This is a genomic window from Streptomyces crystallinus, assembly GCF_039521265.1.
Classification (GTDB): domain Bacteria; phylum Actinomycetota; class Actinomycetes; order Streptomycetales; family Streptomycetaceae; genus Streptomyces; species Streptomyces crystallinus.
The window spans coordinates 106,349-121,213 of record NZ_BAAACA010000043.1 but is presented as its reverse complement, the minus strand read 5'-3'; the positions used below and the strand labels follow the sequence as shown (position 1 = coordinate 121,213).

Genomic DNA, 14,865 nt, shown 5'->3' with positions numbered 1-14,865 from the left:
TCTCGGTGTGCGCCGTCGGCCCGTCCTGAGGGGCCGACGGCGAAACGCTGCGGGCTACAGCTCCCGGTGCACCTTCGTGTTGGAGGCCTGGGCGCGGGGGCGGACCACCAGGAGGTCGATGTTGACGTGGGGTGGGCGGGTGACGGCCCAGGTGATCGTCTCCGCTACGTCGTCGGCCGTCAGGGGGGCCGCCACGCCCGCGTAGACCTTCGCCGCCTTCTCGTTGTCGCCGCGGAAGCGGGTCGTGGCGAACTCCTCCGTCTTGACCATGCCGGGGGCGATCTCGATCACGCGGACCGGGCGGCCGACGATCTCCAGGCGCAGGGTCTCGGCGATGACGCGGGCGCCGTTCTTCGCGGCGACATAGCCCGCGCCGCCCTCGTACGTGGCGTGGCCCGCCGTCGAGGAGAGGATCACGACCGTGCCGTCGCCGGAGGCGTCGAGGGCGGGGAGCAGGGCCTGGGTGACGTTGAGGGTGCCGATGACGTTCGTCTCGTACATCTGGCGCCAGTCGGCCGGGTCGCCGGTGGCGACGGGGTCGGCGCCGAGCGCGCCGCCCGCGTTGTTGACGAGGACGCCGACCGTGCGGAAGGCGCCGGCGAAGGCGTCGACCGCCGCGCGGTCGGTGACGTCCAGGGCGTACGCCGTGGCCTGGTGACCCGCCTCGTTGATCTCGGCGGCCAGCGCCTCGATGCGGTCCTTGCGGCGCGCGGTGAGCACCACGCGGTAGCCGGCGGCGGCCAGTTGCCGCGCGGTGGCGGCGCCGATACCGCTGCTCGCGCCCGTGACGACGGCGATGGGGGTCCCGGTGGCGGTCATGGCGTACTCCTCGCGCGAATGATCGGAATGCGGCCAGGATAGGCCGGGCGGGGTGCGGGCCGGGGTGCCGGGGGCGGCCGTCGCGCCGTGCTCAGCGGCCGCGCGGCGCGTACATGATCACGGCCATTCCGGCCAGGCAGATCAGCGCGCCGGTGACGTCCCAGCGGTCCGGGCGGTAGCCGTCGGCGACCGCGCCCCAGGCCAGCGAGCCCGCGACGAACACCCCGCCGTACGCGGCCAGCACCCGCCCGAACTCGGCGTCCGGCTGAAGGGTCGCCACGAACCCGTACACACCGAGTGCGATGACCCCGGCGCCGATCCAGAGCCAGCCCCGGTGATCCTTGACGCCCTGCCAGACGAGCCAGGCCCCGCCGATCTCGAGCACGGCCGCGAGGAGGAACAGGAGGACGGAGCGGGCGACGAGCATGCGGACAGACTCGCACGCTTCGGGGTGGCAACCCAGGAATATAAGACGTTAAAGGTACCTTTCGGGCATGTTCGGGATGCATAGTGGGTTGCGTGGCGGGATGCGTAGTGGGTTGCGTGCGGGGTTCGGGCGGTTCGGGCGGTTCGGGGGGCTGTCGGTGGGAGCTGTCGCCGCCGTGCTGGTGACGGTGTGCGGGCTGTCGCTCTCGGCGGGCGTGGCCCATGGTGGCGCCGCCCATGGGGGAGTGGGTGACCCCGTGGGACGTATGGGTGGACGTGTCGGTGTCGCGCCGGTGGCTGGTGCTGTGCGGCAGGCCGGGGTGGCTTCGGGGCCGAGTTCCGTCGGCCCGGAGGCCGTCGCTCCGGCGGCCCCCGGTGCAGTGGCTTCCGGCGCGGTGGCTTCCGGCGCGGTGGCTTCCGGTCCGAACGCCCTCGCGCCCGTCGCCCCCGGCGCCGAGGCCGATATCGCCTACCACGGGCACATCTCCCTGTGGGCCGGGCGCGTCGGGGTCTGGGTCGAGCCGTCGAACCACGGGCCCACCGCCGTCCCGGACGCCACCCTGCGGCTGCGGTTCTCCAGTCCGCTGACCGGTGTCGAGCCGCTGCCGCCGGGGTGCCTGCGGGGCAGCCCGGAGACCGTGCTGTGCTCCACGGGCGCGATGCGGCCCGCCGGGGCGGGGCGGCCGATCGCGCTGGATCTTAGTGTGGCGGGCAACCCGGCCGAGGTCGTCGTGAACATCAGCACCTCCTGGAGCGGTGGGGCGGGTGACCACAACCCGGCCAACAACACCCACCGGGTCCTGGCGCCCGCCACCGGGGACAAGTACGCGTACTGAGCGGGGGCGCGGGTGGAGCGGGGTCCTTACCCCCGCCGCGCGGCCACCCCTTCCCGCTCGCCCGTCCAGCGGCGCAGGGCCTCGTCGAGCGCGGCGGTGTCCGGGGTCTCGCTCGCCCACGCCACATAGCCGTCGGGGCGGACCAGGAGCGTCGTGCGGCGGGCGCCGCTCCAGTGCGCCCGTATGACCCGCCGGGCGGCCGCCGGGGCCGTGGGGGTTGTGGCCGTGGCCGTGAGCGGGGTCGGCGGCCGCCCGTCCTCCGGGGTCACCAGGACGAACTCGCCCTCGCGCAGCAGCTCGTACAGCCGTCCCTCCGGCAGTGCCAGGTCAGGGGCGCGCTTCCCCGTGAGGCGGTGGGCGCCGCGCCCCGCCGGGTAGGCGATCCCGATCCCACTGATCCGGCCCATCGCCTTGTCCCGCGCGGGGCGCACCCCGTTGAGGAGACGGGTCACGAGTGAACGGGCCAGGTGCTGTACGGGGTTGTGTGCCATGGCGAGCCGGACGATCGCGCCGCTGGTGCGCAGCACCGCCGCGCCCACCGGGTGGCGCTCCTCGTGGTAGCTGTCGAGCAGCGTCTCCGGCTCTCGGGTGTCGCCCCGCAGTACGGCGGCGAGCTTCCAGGAGAGGTTGGCGGCGTCCTGGATGCCGGTGTTGAGGCCCTGGCCGCCCGCCGGGGAGTGGACGTGCGCGGCGTCGCCCGCGAGGAAGACGCGGCCCGTCCGGTACCGGGGGACCTGGCGCTCGTCGCTGTGGAAGCGCGAGAGCCAGCGGGCGTCGTGCATGCCGAGGTCCGTGCCCAGGGCCTGGCGGGCGATGTCGCGGACGTCGTCGAGGTCGATCGGGGCGCTGTCGGGGACCTGGTGCTTCCTGTTCCACCCCATCACCCGGTAATAGCCGTCACCGAAGGGGACGACGAAGGCGAAGGCCTCGTCCGAGCCCGCCACGCTGAGCGAATCCCCGGGCTTCTCGGCGAGCTTCACGTCGGCCAGCACGATGGAGCGGATCACCGAGGTGCCGGGAAAGGGCAGGCCCAGGGCGTGGCGCACGGCGCTGCGGACGCCGTCGGCGCCGACGAGGTAGCGGGCGCGGAGTGTGGAGTCCGCACCCTCCCCGCGAGCCTCGCGCTCGGCCGCCCCGGCCCCGGCTGCCCTGACCCCGGTCCCGGCCGGCTCGGCCTCGGCCTCAACCCCGGGCCCGGCCGAGCCGGCCCCGGTCGTCCTGACCTCTGCCGTGACCCCGTCCTCGTCCTGCAGCAGGCCCCGCAGCTCTGTCTCGTAGCGGAACTCCACCCCCGCCTCCCGCGCCCGGCGTTCCAGCAGGTGCTCCACCTCGTACTGCGGTGTCACCAGGAGGTACGGGAAGCGCGAGCGCAGGCGGTTCAGGTCGAGGGAGAGGTGGCGGAACAGGCTCATCCGGTCGACCGTGGTGCCGGTGGCGACCAGGTCGTCCGCCAGACCCCGGGCGTCGAGCAGCTCCAGCGTGCGGGCGTGGACGCCGAAGGCCCGGGTCATCGTGCTCGTGCCGCGCGGGCGGCGCTCTATGAGTGTGACGCTCAGGCCCGCCGACGCGAGGTCACCGGCGAGCAGCAGCCCGGTCGGACCGGCGCCCACGACGAGCACATCGGCGGTGCGGGCAGGGGTGGTGCTGGTGCCGTGCATGACGACCTCCGGGGTGCCAACGCTTGTTGGTCAACGCTTGTTGGCAAATATAGAGCCGCCGGATCTGGCGTGTCAACACTTGTTGGCCTACAGTTGTTGGCATGAAGACCGACGCCCCCACCGCCGGGCCCCGCCGCTCCGACGCCACCAAGGCCGCGATCCTCGAAGCCGCCCGCGAGCGCTTCGCGGCCGACGGGTACGAGCGGGCGACCATCCGCGCCATAGCCCGTGACGCGGGCATCGACCCGTCGATGGTGATGCGCTACTACGGGAACAAGGAGGGCCTGTTCGCCGCCGCCTCCGAACTGGACCTGCGCTTCCCCGACCTGGGCGCGCTGCCGGACAAGCACATCGGGGCCGTCCTCGTCGGGCACTTCCTCGACCGCTGGGAGGGCGACGACGTGCTGACCGCGATGCTGCGCGTCGGCGTCACCAACGCGGCCGGGGCCGAGCGGCTGCGGTCCGTCCTCGGCGAGCAGCTGGGGCCGGTCGTGGCCGGGATGTGCCCCGACCCCGCCGACGCGCCGCGCCGGGCCGCCCTGGCCGCCTCGCAGATGCTCGGGATGGCGCTCGCGCGCTATGTGCTGGAGTTCCCGCCCGCCGTGGAGATGACCCGCGAGGAGGTGATTGCCTGGCTCGCGCCGACCGTGCAGCGCTATCTGACGGCGGAGGCGCCGTGACGTCGACAAAGGCGCCGTGACGTCAACGAAGGCGCCGTGACGCCGACGGAGGCGTCGTGACGCCCTGGCCCCTGCGCCGTACAATCTCTGCATGCCGCAGAAGAAGGACGGCCGGGTCCGCCTCATGACGGAGCTCGGCGTCGCGTCACGCCGCTACATGGCCTCGTACGCCCTGTTCAACCAGGCGCTCGCGGACCATCTGAGCCTGCACCCGACCGACCTCCAGTGCCTCAACCTGCTGGGACTGGAACCCGGGCCGGTCACCACGGGGCGGATCGCGGAGCTGACCGGGCTCACGACCGGCTCGGCGACCCGGCTCGTCGACCGGCTGGAGAAGGCCGGATACGTCACGCGCCGCCGCGACACCGAGGACCGGCGCAAGGTGCTGGTCGAGGCGGTGCCCGAGCGGATGGCCGAGTTCGGCGCGGTGTGGGGGAAGCTGAACGGGGCGTGGTTCGAGATGTTCGACGCGTACGACGACGGCGAGATCGAGCTGCTCATCGCCCATATGCGACGGACGGTGGATCTCTCCGGCGCGCAGATCGAGCGGCTCAGGAGCGGTCGCCTCTGAAGGCGGCCGGACCGAGGGCCTCAGCCTCGGCCTGCCGTCGCGCCTGACCCGTCGTCAGGGCCCGCCGGTGGCCGCCGCCCCGCCGAACTCCGCCATGGCGTTCTCGACGATCGCCTCCAGGCGGGCGTGGTGGGCGCCGCGCCAGTACACGCGCTCGCACGCCGTGCACTGGGCGAAGGCGTCGTACGCGCTGCGCGTCCCGTGCTCCAGGAGCTCGCGCACGGAGTCCTTGTCGGCCTCCCGCAGCGGCGCGTTGCACGCGGTGCAGCGGGTCCAGGGCGCGAGGACGGGTGCGAACCGCTCCAGTACGTCGCGCAGTTGGTCCTCGGGGCGGTGGCTGTAGACGTACGCGCCCGCCCAGAGCTCACGGCGCCGCAGCAGCCCCCGGTCCCGGGAGAGCAGCACCCGCTGTTCGGTCGCGGAGAGGGTGGCGAGCGCGGGGTCGCCGATGTCCTCGCTCTCGTACGCCGCGTCGACACCGAGCAGCCGCAACCGGCGTGCCAGCGTGCCGAGATGGACGTCGAGGAGGAAGCGGAGCGGGGCGCCCGGCACCTGTTGGGGGCGCTCGACGGCGCACACCTCGACGCTCTCGCCGGCGCGCGGGATGTGGGAGACGGGCACCTGGTGGCCGTCGACGAGCAGCCGCCCCACCTCGGTCAGCGGGACGCCGAGCGACTCGACGACATGGCCGAGCGTGGACGAGCCGTCCGTGGCCACGGCCGTACGTCCCGCGCGGCGCTCCGCCGGGACGAACAGGTGCAGCTCGGGGGCGAATCGACAGTGGATCTCCGGTCCGTTCACGGGGCCAGGATGCCATTGGGGGGCGGACGGGAGCCACGTATTGGGAGGGGCTCTGGAGGGAGGCTTCGGGGGGCTTCGGGGGGCTTTGGAGGGGGCGCGCTCCGGGCCCGGGCGGCTGCGGGTAGGGGCAGCAGGGTGGCAGGGTGGCGTCGATGGCCCACCGGTCAAGGGGTTCCGGTGGGCCCTTCCTTGCGGGGCGGAGTTGCCGGGACGAGGTGGAGTTACCGGGACGGGGTGGAGTTACCGGGCGGCGTGCTCCTCGGGGCGTTCGACGACCCGGAAGTGCGTTGTGATCCGCCGGTCCTCGTCGAGCACGTGGAACGCGACGCCGGGCGGCGAAACGATGTCGACCAGGCCTTCTCCGGCCTCCCACGGCATCCGCAGGGTCGAGGTCACACCCGGTGCGATCAGCAAAGGCAGCCCGGCGAAGGTGGTCGCGGCGGAGGTGTGGGCGTGGCCGACGAGCAGGGCGGGCACGTGGGCGCGCCCCGCGAGGAGCCCGGCCAGCCGGTCGGCGTCGTCGAGGTTGATCGAGTCCAGGTACTCGTGGTGGATCACGGTCGGCGGGTGGTGGAAGGCGATCAGCGCCGGGGTGTCGCCGAGCGAGTCGAGCGTACGGCCCAGCCACTCCAGGGTGGCGTCGTCCAGGGCGCCGCCGTCCTCGCCGGGGATCGTCGAGTCGCACATCAGGATCGCGTAATCGCCCACTTGGTGCAGGCGGTTGATCGGTGCGTACGGGTCCGGGTCCGCCCCGCCCGGCTCGCCCGGCAGATCGAGCAGGCCCTTGCGGTACGCGGCTCGGTCGTCGTGGTTGCCGGGGCAGGTCAGGACGGGCGCCTCGATACGGGCGAGCAGTTCGGCGGCCTCGGCGTACTCGGCCGGAGTGCCGTGGTCCGCGATGTCGCCGGTGACGAGGACGGCGTCCGGGCGGCGGTGCATGGCGTTGATGTACGTGACGACCCGCGCGACGCGTTCCGCGGCTCGCGCGCCCCCGTCGACATGCAGATCGCTGATGTGGGCAAGCAGCACGGGTCCCCCTGGGAGCTGATGGAGAGTGAGGCGTTGGGCCAACGGCGTTGGGCTGGCGAGGTTGGGCTAACGGCGTGGGGCTAATGGTTAGAGCGGCCATGTCCATTAGGACGTAAGGACTCTAGGGGGTGCCCGGGGGTGCGGACAAGGGCCGATCGCGGGTCGGTGGCCTGGTCCGGGGCGGGGTCCGGGGCGGGGCTGGCCACGTGGGGCGCGGCGTGCCTACAGTGCTTCGATGAAGATCATCGACCTTGAGCCGGGCGACCCGCGCCTGGTGGACGACCTGCTGCCGGTCCTTCGCGAGCTGCGCCCGCACCTCACGGAGAGCCTGTTCGGCGAGATCTACGCCGAGGGGTACGGGCAGGGGCTGCGCTTCTCCGCCGCGTACGGCGAGGACGGGGTGTGCGTCGGCGCGGCCGGGTGGCGGATCGTCGCCACCACGGTCGCGGTGCGGAAGCTGTACGTGGACGACCTGGTGACGGCCGAGACGGCGCGCTCGCAGGGGGTCGGCCACGCGCTGCTCGCCCATGTCGAGAAGATCGCGCGCGCCGCCGGGTGCACGTCGCTGAACCTGGACTCGGGGACGCACCGGACGGACGCGCACCGGTTCTACTTCCGGGAGCGGATGGCGGTCACGGCGTTCAACTTCGACAAGAAGCTGGACTGAGTCGCGGCGGGCTGGGTCAGGTGGTCTGGGCCTCCAGGTCCAGGCACCAGTCGTTGGATGTGAGCAGATGGCCCGGCGGGTACTCGAACTCGACCACGCCGAGGAGGCGGAAGCCGGCTTTGCGCAGCACGGCGTTCGAGGCGGGGTTGTCGACGGACGGGTAGGCGTGCAGCTCCCTCGGGCCGCCTGCCTCCTGGGCTGCCTTGGCGACGGCCACGAGGGCGGCGACGGCGAGCCCGCGCCCCTGGAACTCGGGGAGGATCCCGTACCCCGTCTCGTACACCGGCCTGCCCTGCCACTCGCGGGGCCAGTACCCCACGGACCCGACGGCCTCGCCGGTCTCGGTGAGCGAGATCCGGAACATCCTGCCCTCGGTGGGGTCGCGGTGGCTCAGCGCGACGTATCGCTGCTGGCGGGCCGTCAGCTTCTCCTCGTCTTCCGGGCCGCCGGTGTGGGCGGTCATGGCGGGGGAGTTGGAGTGGTGGAGGAGGGGGAGGTCGTCGGGGGACCAGGGGGTGAGGGTGAGGGGGATGTCCATGGGGCGACTGTAGGTGGCGGCTGTGACATTGGCTCCACGGTGGTATTGGCCCCACCCCGCCCCTTCCCTAAACCCTCCGGGGGCGGGTGGCGGGTTGAGGCGACTTTTCGCGGGCTGCGCCCCGGCTGTTGTGCGTCTGCGGGCCGGTGGCGGGCTGGTCGCGCAGTTCCCCGCGCCCCTAAAAGCCGGGTGGCTGAGCTGGGTTCTCCGGCCGACCCGCGCCCTAAAAGCCTGGTGGCTGAGCTTAGTTCTCTGGCCGGCCCGCGCCTTGACGGCCTGGTGGCTGAGCTGGGTTCTCCGGCTGCGGCCGGCCCCCTAGGGGCGCGGGGAACTGCGCGATCAGCCCGCCACCGGCCCGCAGGCAAACGCGAAACGGGGTGCGTAGGGCCGCAGGCCCGCGAAACGGGGTGCAGGGGGCGTAGCCCCCGCCCGGGGTCCGGGGGGCGTCGTAGACCCGGGAGAGGTGGCTTCGTCCCCGCCTGCCCCCGGAGGGTTTAGGGAAGGGGCGGGGTGGGGGCAAACCCCCGGTGGAGGCGGCCGCCCCAGGCCAGCGCCCCCGCGTACAACACCAACACCACCCCCACCAGCCCGTAATAAACCCCCGGCAGCCCCCCCATCCCCAGCACCGCCCCCACCCCCGTAAGCGGCAGCAGCAGGCCCGCCCCCGCCAGGGCGGTCGCCGCCCAGGAGACCGGGCCGCGTGGCCGGCCGGGATGGAGCAGGAGCATCACCAGGGCCTGGGTCAGCAGGTTCTCCGTGAACCAGCCGGCGTGGAAGCCCGCCTGGGTGTGGCCCCCGACCGTCCACGCCAGCACCGCGAACGTCGCCAGGTCCGCCGCCGCGTTCAGCAGCCCGAATCCCACCACGAACCGCAGGACCTCGCGCGGCCGCAGCCGCAGCGGACGACGGGCCGCGTCCTGCCGGTCGTACGCGTACGCCAGCTGCGCCCCGTCGAAGCACAGGTTCTGCACCAGGACCTGCGCGGGGAGCATGGGCAGGAACGGCAGCAGCAGCCCGGCCGTCAGCATGGCTATGACGTTGCCGAAGTTGGACGAGAGCGTGATGCGGAGGTAGCGCGCGATCGTGCCCCCGGCCCGGCGGCCCGCCGCGATGGCGTGGTCCAGGGACGTGAGGTCCTTCGCCGCGAGCACCACGTCCGCCGACTCGCGCGCCACGTCCACCGCGTCGCGCGGGCAGATCCCGACGTCCGAGGCGCGCAGCGCGGGGAGGTCGTTGACGCCGTCGCCGAGGAAGCCGACGACGTGGTCGCGCTCGCGCAGCACCCGTACGATCCGGGCCTTGTGCTCGGGCGTGCAGCGCGCGAACACCGTGCTGCGGGCCGCCAGTTCGGCCAGGTCGGCGTCGCCGAGGGCGTCGGCCCGGTCGGCCGTGACCACCTGCCCGGGCGCCAGGCCCAGCTCGCGGCACGCGCGCGCGGCCGTACCGGGGTGGTCGCCGGTGAGGACCTTGACCTCGACGCCGCTGCGGGCCAGCGCGGTCAGGGCGGCCGCCGCCGTCTCGGCGGTCGCGTCGCGCAGCCCCACCAGGCCGACGAAGGTGAGCCCGCGCTCGTCGGCCGTCGTGTACGCGCGCGTCCGCGCGGGCCGTTCGGCGCGGGCCACGGCCAGCACCCGCAGCCCGTCCTCGGCGCGGGCGGCGGCCAGCGCGCCGATACGGGAGCGCTCCCCGGCGCCGAGCGCGCACCGCTCCAGGACCTCCTCGACCGCTCCCTTGACGATGAGGGTGTGGCTGCCGAGGCGGTCCGGGGTGCGCACGACGGCGGTGGACAGGCGGCGCACGGGGTCGAAGGGGAGGGCCGCGACCGGGTCGTGCTCCAGCGCGTCGAGCCCGCCCGGCAGCCGCAGCTCGGCGGCGTCGAGGAGGGCCTCGTCGAGGGCGTCGGCGGCGGGCAGCTCGGCGAGCTGGAGTGTCCACAGGCTGTTGGCGGCCGCCCAGCGCAGCACGTCCGGGTCCTCGGCGCCCGTCGCGTCCAAGGCGCAGTCCAGGACCGGGCGGTCCTGGGTGAGGGTGCCGGTCTTGTCGACGCAGACGACGTCGACGGCGCCCAGGTCGTGCAGCGCGGGCAGCCGCTTGACGATCACCTCGTGCGTACGGGCCAGGGTGGCCGCGCCCCTGGCCAGCGCCGTGGTGACGATCACTGGCAGCATCTCGGGGGTCAGCCCGACGGCCACCGCCACGGCGAACGGCAGGGTCTCCAGGCCGCGCCCGCGCAGCGCCGCGTTCACCATCAGGACGAGCGGCGGCGTGAGCAGCATGAATCTGATCAGGATCCAGGAGATGCCGTACACGGAACGGTCGAAGGCGGTCGTACGGCGATCACCTCCGAGCACCGCCCCCTTGCTCCGGCCCTTGCCCCGTCCCCGGCCGCCGTCGCCCGCCCCGCCGCGCCCACCGCGCCCGCCGTGGGCCGCCGCGAACCGGGTGTCCGCGCCGGTCGCGACGACCACTCCCGTACCGCTGCCGGAGGCCACGCTGCTGCCCTGGAAGCACAGCTCGGGGCGGTCGAAGCCGGTGCCGGGCGGAGGCGGAGGCGGGGGCGGGGCAGCGGGCTCGTGCTCGCGTGCCGGAGAGGACTCGTCGGCCTGTCGCACGCGTACGGCATACGGCCCGTCGACCGGCTGCCTCCGTAGAGGATGCGGCTCGGCAGCCCGGCCCCCGCGCACCGGATACGGCTCGTCCACCGGATGTTTGCGTACCGGCGCCGACTCGCCCGTCAGCGCTGCCTGGTGCATCGTCAGGCCCGTCGCCCGCAGCAGCCGCAGATCCGCCGGGACCAGGTCGCCCGGCCCCAGCCGGACCACATCGCCCACCACCACCTGGTCCACCGGGACCTCGCGCGGCACCGGGTCCTCGTCGGGGCCCGCCCGGCGCAGCACGGTCGCCGTGGTCGCCACCAGCTCGCGCAGCCCGGCCGCCGAGCGGTCCGCCCGGTACTCGCCCGCCGCCCGCAGGGCGCAGCTCACCGCCACCAGCACCGCGATCACGGCGGCCGTGCCCCACGCGGCGACCAGCGCCGAGACCACGGCGAGTGAGGCGAGCACCGCCGTGAACGGGTCGCGCAGACTGCGGACCAGCCGGAGCGGCCAGGAGGGGGGGCGCCGGGTGGGCAGGACGTTCTCGCCGTCGCGCGCGAGGCGGGCGTCGGCCTCGGAGTCCAGCAGTCCGCGCGGCCCGGAGTCGAGTGCGCGCAACACCTGTAGCGGGGTCCGCCGCTCAGGCGCCCAGGTCACGGACCAGTCCCTGGGGAGCTTCGGCCCCCAGCCGGTCGCCCATGCGCGCCACGAGCCAGCGCACCAGCTCGGCCGCCTCCGGGTCGTCCACCAGATAGACCACCCGGCGGCCCTCGCGGCGGGAGCGGACCAGACCGGCGAGCTTCAGCTTCGCCAGGTGCTGGCTGACGGCGGGCAGCGCCCCGCCGACGCGCTCGGCGAGCCCGGTCACGTCCGACTCGCCGTGGCTGAGCGCCCAGACGATGTGCAGCCGCGCGGGCGAGGCGAGCAGCCCGAAGACCCCGGCGGCCTCGCCGAGCAGCTCGGCGGACGGGTCGGCGGACGGGTCGGCGGGCACGTCGCCCGACGCGCTGCCCAGCTTCTTCACCGGCGCCTCCTGCCCGTGTCCGTACGCGAATGAGGTCAGGCGGACCAGTCTAGGGGCGGCCACTGACACCGCCGCAGACGTGCGTGCCGGCCCCGGCGACCAGGCGAGATCCGAGAGACAGGCGTGCGGCGCGTACTCGGCGGTCGCCTCCGCGAGCTGCCGTGCAGCCGTGCAGCCGTGCAGCCAAGGTGCCGAGCCGCTGAGCCGCCGAGCCACCAAGCGGCCATGCCGCCGTGCGGGCCGTGCCGCCGCCCTACAGCGCCACTAGCGTGACCTCAGTCGCTTTCACGCTCGACCAGACCGCCACGCCCTCCGCCAGGCCCAGCTCCGCCGCCGCCTCCGGAGTGATCTCCGCGACCAGGTCCGGGACGCCCGGCGAGCCGATCAGGACACGCAGCCGGCTGCCGGTCGCGGTGATCTCGCGGACCGTGCCGGGCCAGGTGTTGCGGGGGCTGCCGCCGGGCCGCTCGCGGTGGACCGAGACCGACTCCGGCGCGACGATCGCCAGCGCCCGGCTCCCGGCGGGCAGCTGCTCGGCCGCGACGATCCGGCCGCCGCCGGGCAGTGCGAGGCCGTCCGCACGGGCCTCGCCCGGCCAGGCGTTGCGGCCGAGCATCCGGGCCACCCAGGGCGAGCGCGGATGGCGGGTGACCTCGGCGGGCGGTGCGTCCTGGAGGGCGCGTCCGCCGTCCAGGACGAGCACGCGGTCCGCCAGCGACACCGCCTCGACCGGGTCGTGGGTGACGATCAGACAGACTCCGCCGAAGCCCTCGAGATGGGTGCGCAGGGTGTGCCGGACGTGCGCGCGGGTCGTCTGGTCGAGGGCCGCGAGCGGCTCGTCGAGCAGCAGCAGCCGGGGCCGGGCCGCGAGCGCCCGGGCCAGCGCGACCCGCTGGGCCTGGCCGCCGGAGAGCTGGCCGGGCCTGCGGTGGGCGAGGCGGCCCACGCCGAGCCGGTCCAGCCACGCCTGCGCCTCGCGCCGGGCCTCGGCGCGCGCGACGCCCTGGGCGCGCAGCCCGTACGCCGTGTTGGCGAGCGCCGTCAGATGCGGGAACAGGGCGCCGTCCTGCGGCACCCAGGCGACCCCGCGCCGGTGCGGCGCGAGGCCGGTGACGTCCTGGTCGCCCAGGCGCAGGTGGGCACGCGCGCGTGGAGTGAGTCCGAGCAGGGCGCGCAGGAGCGTGGTCTTGCCCGCGCCGTTCTCGCCGACGACGGCGATGGTGGTGCCTGGCTCGGCGTCCAGCGTGAGTTCGGTGAACCCGCTGACCTCGGCGTGCAGCGCCCACTTCGCGGAGGCGGCGGGCGGCGCGGTGGCGGTGGGCCGGCCAGCCTCGTCCTCATACGCGGGGCTCTCCTCCGTAGACGAGGCGGCTCCGGAGCTTACGGAGGCGGAGCGTGCGGAGGCGGAGCGTACGGCTCCGGAACGTGCGGATACGGAACGTGCGGATGCGGAATGCGTCCCGCCGCCCGTCCAGCGCCCGCGCAGCGCGACCAGTACCGCCATCGCGATCGCGAGCAGCAGCAGGGAGACGGAGGTGGCGGCCTCGGGGGAGTTCTGGAGGAGCAGATAGACCTGGAGGGGGAGGGTCTGGGTGGTGCCCGGGAGGTTGCCCGCGAAGGTGATCGTGGCGCCGAACTCGCCCAGCGCGCGCGCCCAGGTCAGCGCGGCCCCGGCGGCCAGACCGGGCGCGACCATCGGCAGCGTGACGGTGAGGAACACCCGGAACGGGGAGGCGCCGAGCGAGGCCGCCGTCTCCTCGTAGCGGGGGCGCAGGCCGCCGAGCGCGCCCTCCAGGCTGATGACCAGGAACGGCATGGCCACGAAGGTGGCGGCGACCACCGCGCCGGAGGTGTGGAAGGGCAGTGTGATGCCGAACGTGTCCTCCAGCCACGGCCCGAGCAGCCCGCGCCGCCCGAAGCCGAGCAGCAGCGCCACACCGCCGACGGTCGGCGGCAGCACCATCGGCAGCAGGACGAGCGAGCGCACCAGCGCCTTGCCGGGGAAGTCCACGCGCGCGAGGAGCCACGCCAGCGGCACCCCGAGCAGCAGGGACAGACCGAGCGCCCAGAACGAGACGACCAGCGACAGCCGCAGCGCCTCGGTCACGCCCGGGCTGCTCAGATGCGTACCGAGGTCGCTCCAGGAGGTGCGGGCCAGGATGCCGACGAGCGGCATCAGCAGGAACGCCACGGCGAGCAGCGCGGGCACCAGGAGCGTGAGGGGGGCGCGCAGTTGGCCGGAGCGGGCGCCCCTGTTCCAGCGGTACGAGCGGGTGCTGTTCTTCATCGTGGAGTCCTGGGAGTGGTGCGGGGCCGCCCGTCGCGCCCCCCGTGCGCAACGGGCGACCCCGGCAGGGGGGTCACGGCTTCTGGAAGCCCGCGTCCTGGAGGATCTTCTGCGCCTCGGGGCTGCTGAGCCACTGTACGAACGCGGCGGCCGCGTCGGCGTTCTTGGAGGCCTTCAGGGTGGCGGCCGGGTACTGGGCCACCGCGTTCTGGGCGTCCGGGATCTCCACGGCGTCGACCTTGCCGTCGGCGGAGGCGGCGTCCGTCTTGTAGACGATGCCCGCGTCGGCCTCGCCGAGCTCGACCTTGGTCAGCACGGCCCGTACGTTCGGCTCCTGCGAGACCGGCCTGACCGTGATCTTCTGCGCGTCCAGCACCTTCTTGCTGTAGCGGCCGACCGGCACCTCGGGCGCGGCGAGCACGACCTTCAGCTTGGTGTCGGCCAGGTCCGCCAGCGCGCCGACCTTCTTCGGGTTGCCCTTGCCGGTCGCGATGACGAGCCGGTTCCGGGCGATGACGGTGGCGGCGCCGGTGTCCGCCTTCAGCCCGTCCATGGTCTTGGTGTCGGCGGTGACCAGGGCGTCGGCCGGGGCGCCCTGCTTGACCTGCGCGGCGAGCTCCTGCGAACCGGCGAAGGAGAACGTCACCCTGGTGCCCGGGTGCGCCTTCTCGTACGCGGCGCGGGCCGTCTTGAACACGTCGGTGAGCGAGGCGGCGGCGAGGACGGTGAGTTTCGCGGACGGCGCGCCGCCGGAACTCTTCGCGGTGGCCGGGTCGTTCTTCTTGTCGTCGTCCTTGGAGCAGGCGGCGAGGGGGACGAGCAGGGCGGCGGTGACGACGGCGGCCGCGGCGCGGCGCCGGGTGAGGAAGGGGGCCATGGGGACGGATCTCCTTGGGTGCTGAGCCGCGCCGGTGACGGCGACGCCGCGGGGAACG

At 74.2% G+C, this 14,865-nt stretch carries 14 protein-coding genes; 4 read left to right on the top strand and 10 right to left on the bottom strand.

Translation table 11 applies throughout. From position 1 onward, the window contains the following. Window positions 1-54: 54 nt before the first annotated feature. A complete protein-coding gene (locus ABD236_RS29555) occupies window positions 55-819 on the bottom strand; it encodes an SDR family NAD(P)-dependent oxidoreductase (RefSeq protein ID WP_344078875.1) in 765 nt (254 codons plus the stop codon). A 91-nt stretch (window positions 820-910) separates the two neighbouring features. Continuing rightward, window positions 911-1,246, bottom strand: coding sequence for a YnfA family protein (locus ABD236_RS29550; RefSeq protein ID WP_344078873.1), 336 nt, complete (start codon window positions 1,244-1,246; stop codon window positions 911-913). A 409-nt stretch (window positions 1,247-1,655) separates the two neighbouring features. Here ABD236_RS29550 and ABD236_RS29545 point away from each other — a divergent pair, with 409 nt between their 5' ends. Then, window positions 1,656-2,081, top strand: a complete 426-nt coding sequence (locus tag ABD236_RS29545) for a hypothetical protein (RefSeq protein ID WP_344078871.1) — start codon at window positions 1,656-1,658, stop codon at window positions 2,079-2,081. A gap of 26 nt (window positions 2,082-2,107) precedes the next feature. On the opposite strand, the gene ABD236_RS29540 is transcribed toward ABD236_RS29545, so the two are convergent. Then, complete coding sequence (locus tag ABD236_RS29540; RefSeq protein ID WP_344078869.1) at window positions 2,108-3,739, bottom strand: FAD-dependent oxidoreductase; 1,632 nt, start codon at window positions 3,737-3,739, stop codon at window positions 2,108-2,110. 101 nt (window positions 3,740-3,840) lie between these two features. On the opposite strand from ABD236_RS29540, the gene ABD236_RS29535 reads away from it, so the two are divergent. Together ABD236_RS29535 and ABD236_RS29530 are read left to right on the top strand one after the other, a co-directional pair. Further along, window positions 3,841-4,419 carry a TetR/AcrR family transcriptional regulator gene (locus ABD236_RS29535; protein WP_344078867.1) on the top strand — a complete coding sequence of 193 codons (579 nt, stop codon included), beginning with the start codon at window positions 3,841-3,843 and terminating at the stop codon, window positions 4,417-4,419. A 91-nt stretch (window positions 4,420-4,510) separates the two neighbouring features. Further along, window positions 4,511-4,990, top strand: coding sequence for a MarR family winged helix-turn-helix transcriptional regulator (locus ABD236_RS29530; protein WP_344078864.1), 480 nt, complete (start codon window positions 4,511-4,513; stop codon window positions 4,988-4,990). Between the two features lie 54 nt (window positions 4,991-5,044). On the opposite strand, the gene ABD236_RS29525 is transcribed toward ABD236_RS29530, so the two are convergent. Together ABD236_RS29525 and ABD236_RS29520 are read right to left on the bottom strand one after the other, a co-directional pair. Continuing rightward, complete coding sequence (locus ABD236_RS29525) at window positions 5,045-5,791, bottom strand: Mut7-C RNAse domain-containing protein (protein ID WP_344078862.1); 747 nt, start codon at window positions 5,789-5,791, stop codon at window positions 5,045-5,047. Window positions 5,792-6,031: 240 nt separating this feature from the next. Beyond that, window positions 6,032-6,820 (bottom strand): phosphodiesterase, encoded by a 789-nt coding sequence (locus ABD236_RS29520; protein ID WP_344078860.1) that lies wholly within the window; start codon window positions 6,818-6,820, stop codon window positions 6,032-6,034. A 235-nt stretch (window positions 6,821-7,055) separates the two neighbouring features. On the opposite strand from ABD236_RS29520, the gene ABD236_RS29515 reads away from it, so the two are divergent. Then, complete coding sequence (locus tag ABD236_RS29515) at window positions 7,056-7,487, top strand: GNAT family N-acetyltransferase (protein ID WP_344078858.1); 432 nt, start codon at window positions 7,056-7,058, stop codon at window positions 7,485-7,487. 16 nt (window positions 7,488-7,503) lie between these two features. Here ABD236_RS29515 and ABD236_RS29510 read toward each other — a convergent pair whose 3' ends face one another. The 5 genes from ABD236_RS29510 to modA all read right to left on the bottom strand — a co-directional run bounded on the left by ABD236_RS29510 (window position 7,504) and on the right by modA (window position 14,807). Continuing rightward, window positions 7,504-8,025 carry a GNAT family N-acetyltransferase gene (locus tag ABD236_RS29510; RefSeq protein ID WP_344078856.1) on the bottom strand — a complete coding sequence of 174 codons (522 nt, stop codon included), beginning with the start codon at window positions 8,023-8,025 and terminating at the stop codon, window positions 7,504-7,506. Window positions 8,026-8,519: 494 nt separating this feature from the next. Further along, window positions 8,520-11,276: a magnesium-translocating P-type ATPase gene (gene mgtA, locus ABD236_RS29505; RefSeq protein ID WP_344078854.1), complete on the bottom strand. Its 2,757-nt coding sequence runs from the start codon at window positions 11,274-11,276 to the stop codon at window positions 8,520-8,522. Then, window positions 11,260-11,643, bottom strand: a complete 384-nt coding sequence (locus ABD236_RS29500) for an ArsR/SmtB family transcription factor (protein WP_425543986.1) — start codon at window positions 11,641-11,643, stop codon at window positions 11,260-11,262. Before ABD236_RS29500 ends, mgtA begins: the two co-directional genes overlap by 17 nt. A 253-nt stretch (window positions 11,644-11,896) precedes the next feature. Next, window positions 11,897-13,930, bottom strand: a complete 2,034-nt coding sequence (locus tag ABD236_RS29495) for an ABC transporter permease (protein ID WP_344078851.1) — start codon at window positions 13,928-13,930, stop codon at window positions 11,897-11,899. 73 nt (window positions 13,931-14,003) lie between these two features. After that, window positions 14,004-14,807, bottom strand: a complete 804-nt coding sequence (gene modA / locus ABD236_RS29490; protein WP_344078849.1) for a molybdate ABC transporter substrate-binding protein — start codon at window positions 14,805-14,807, stop codon at window positions 14,004-14,006. Between the last annotated feature and the right edge of the window lie 58 nt (window positions 14,808-14,865).

Coding starts and splice junctions, on each gene's coding strand:
- ABD236_RS29515 (WP_344078858.1), top strand. CDS start 7,056: ATGAAGATCATCGACCTTGAGCCGGGCGACCCGCGCCTGGTGGACGAC.
- ABD236_RS29555 (WP_344078875.1), bottom strand. CDS start 819: ATGACCGCCACCGGGACCCCCATCGCCGTCGTCACGGGCGCGAGCAGC.
- ABD236_RS29510 (WP_344078856.1), bottom strand. CDS start 8,025: ATGGACATCCCCCTCACCCTCACCCCCTGGTCCCCCGACGACCTCCCC.
- ABD236_RS29550 (WP_344078873.1), bottom strand. CDS start 1,246: ATGCTCGTCGCCCGCTCCGTCCTCCTGTTCCTCCTCGCGGCCGTGCTC.
- ABD236_RS29540 (WP_344078869.1), bottom strand. CDS start 3,739: ATGCACGGCACCAGCACCACCCCTGCCCGCACCGCCGATGTGCTCGTC.
- ABD236_RS29495 (WP_344078851.1), bottom strand. CDS start 13,930: ATGAAGAACAGCACCCGCTCGTACCGCTGGAACAGGGGCGCCCGCTCC.
- modA (WP_344078849.1), bottom strand. CDS start 14,807: ATGGCCCCCTTCCTCACCCGGCGCCGCGCCGCGGCCGCCGTCGTCACC.
- ABD236_RS29530 (WP_344078864.1), top strand. CDS start 4,511: ATGCCGCAGAAGAAGGACGGCCGGGTCCGCCTCATGACGGAGCTCGGC.
- ABD236_RS29535 (WP_344078867.1), top strand. CDS start 3,841: ATGAAGACCGACGCCCCCACCGCCGGGCCCCGCCGCTCCGACGCCACC.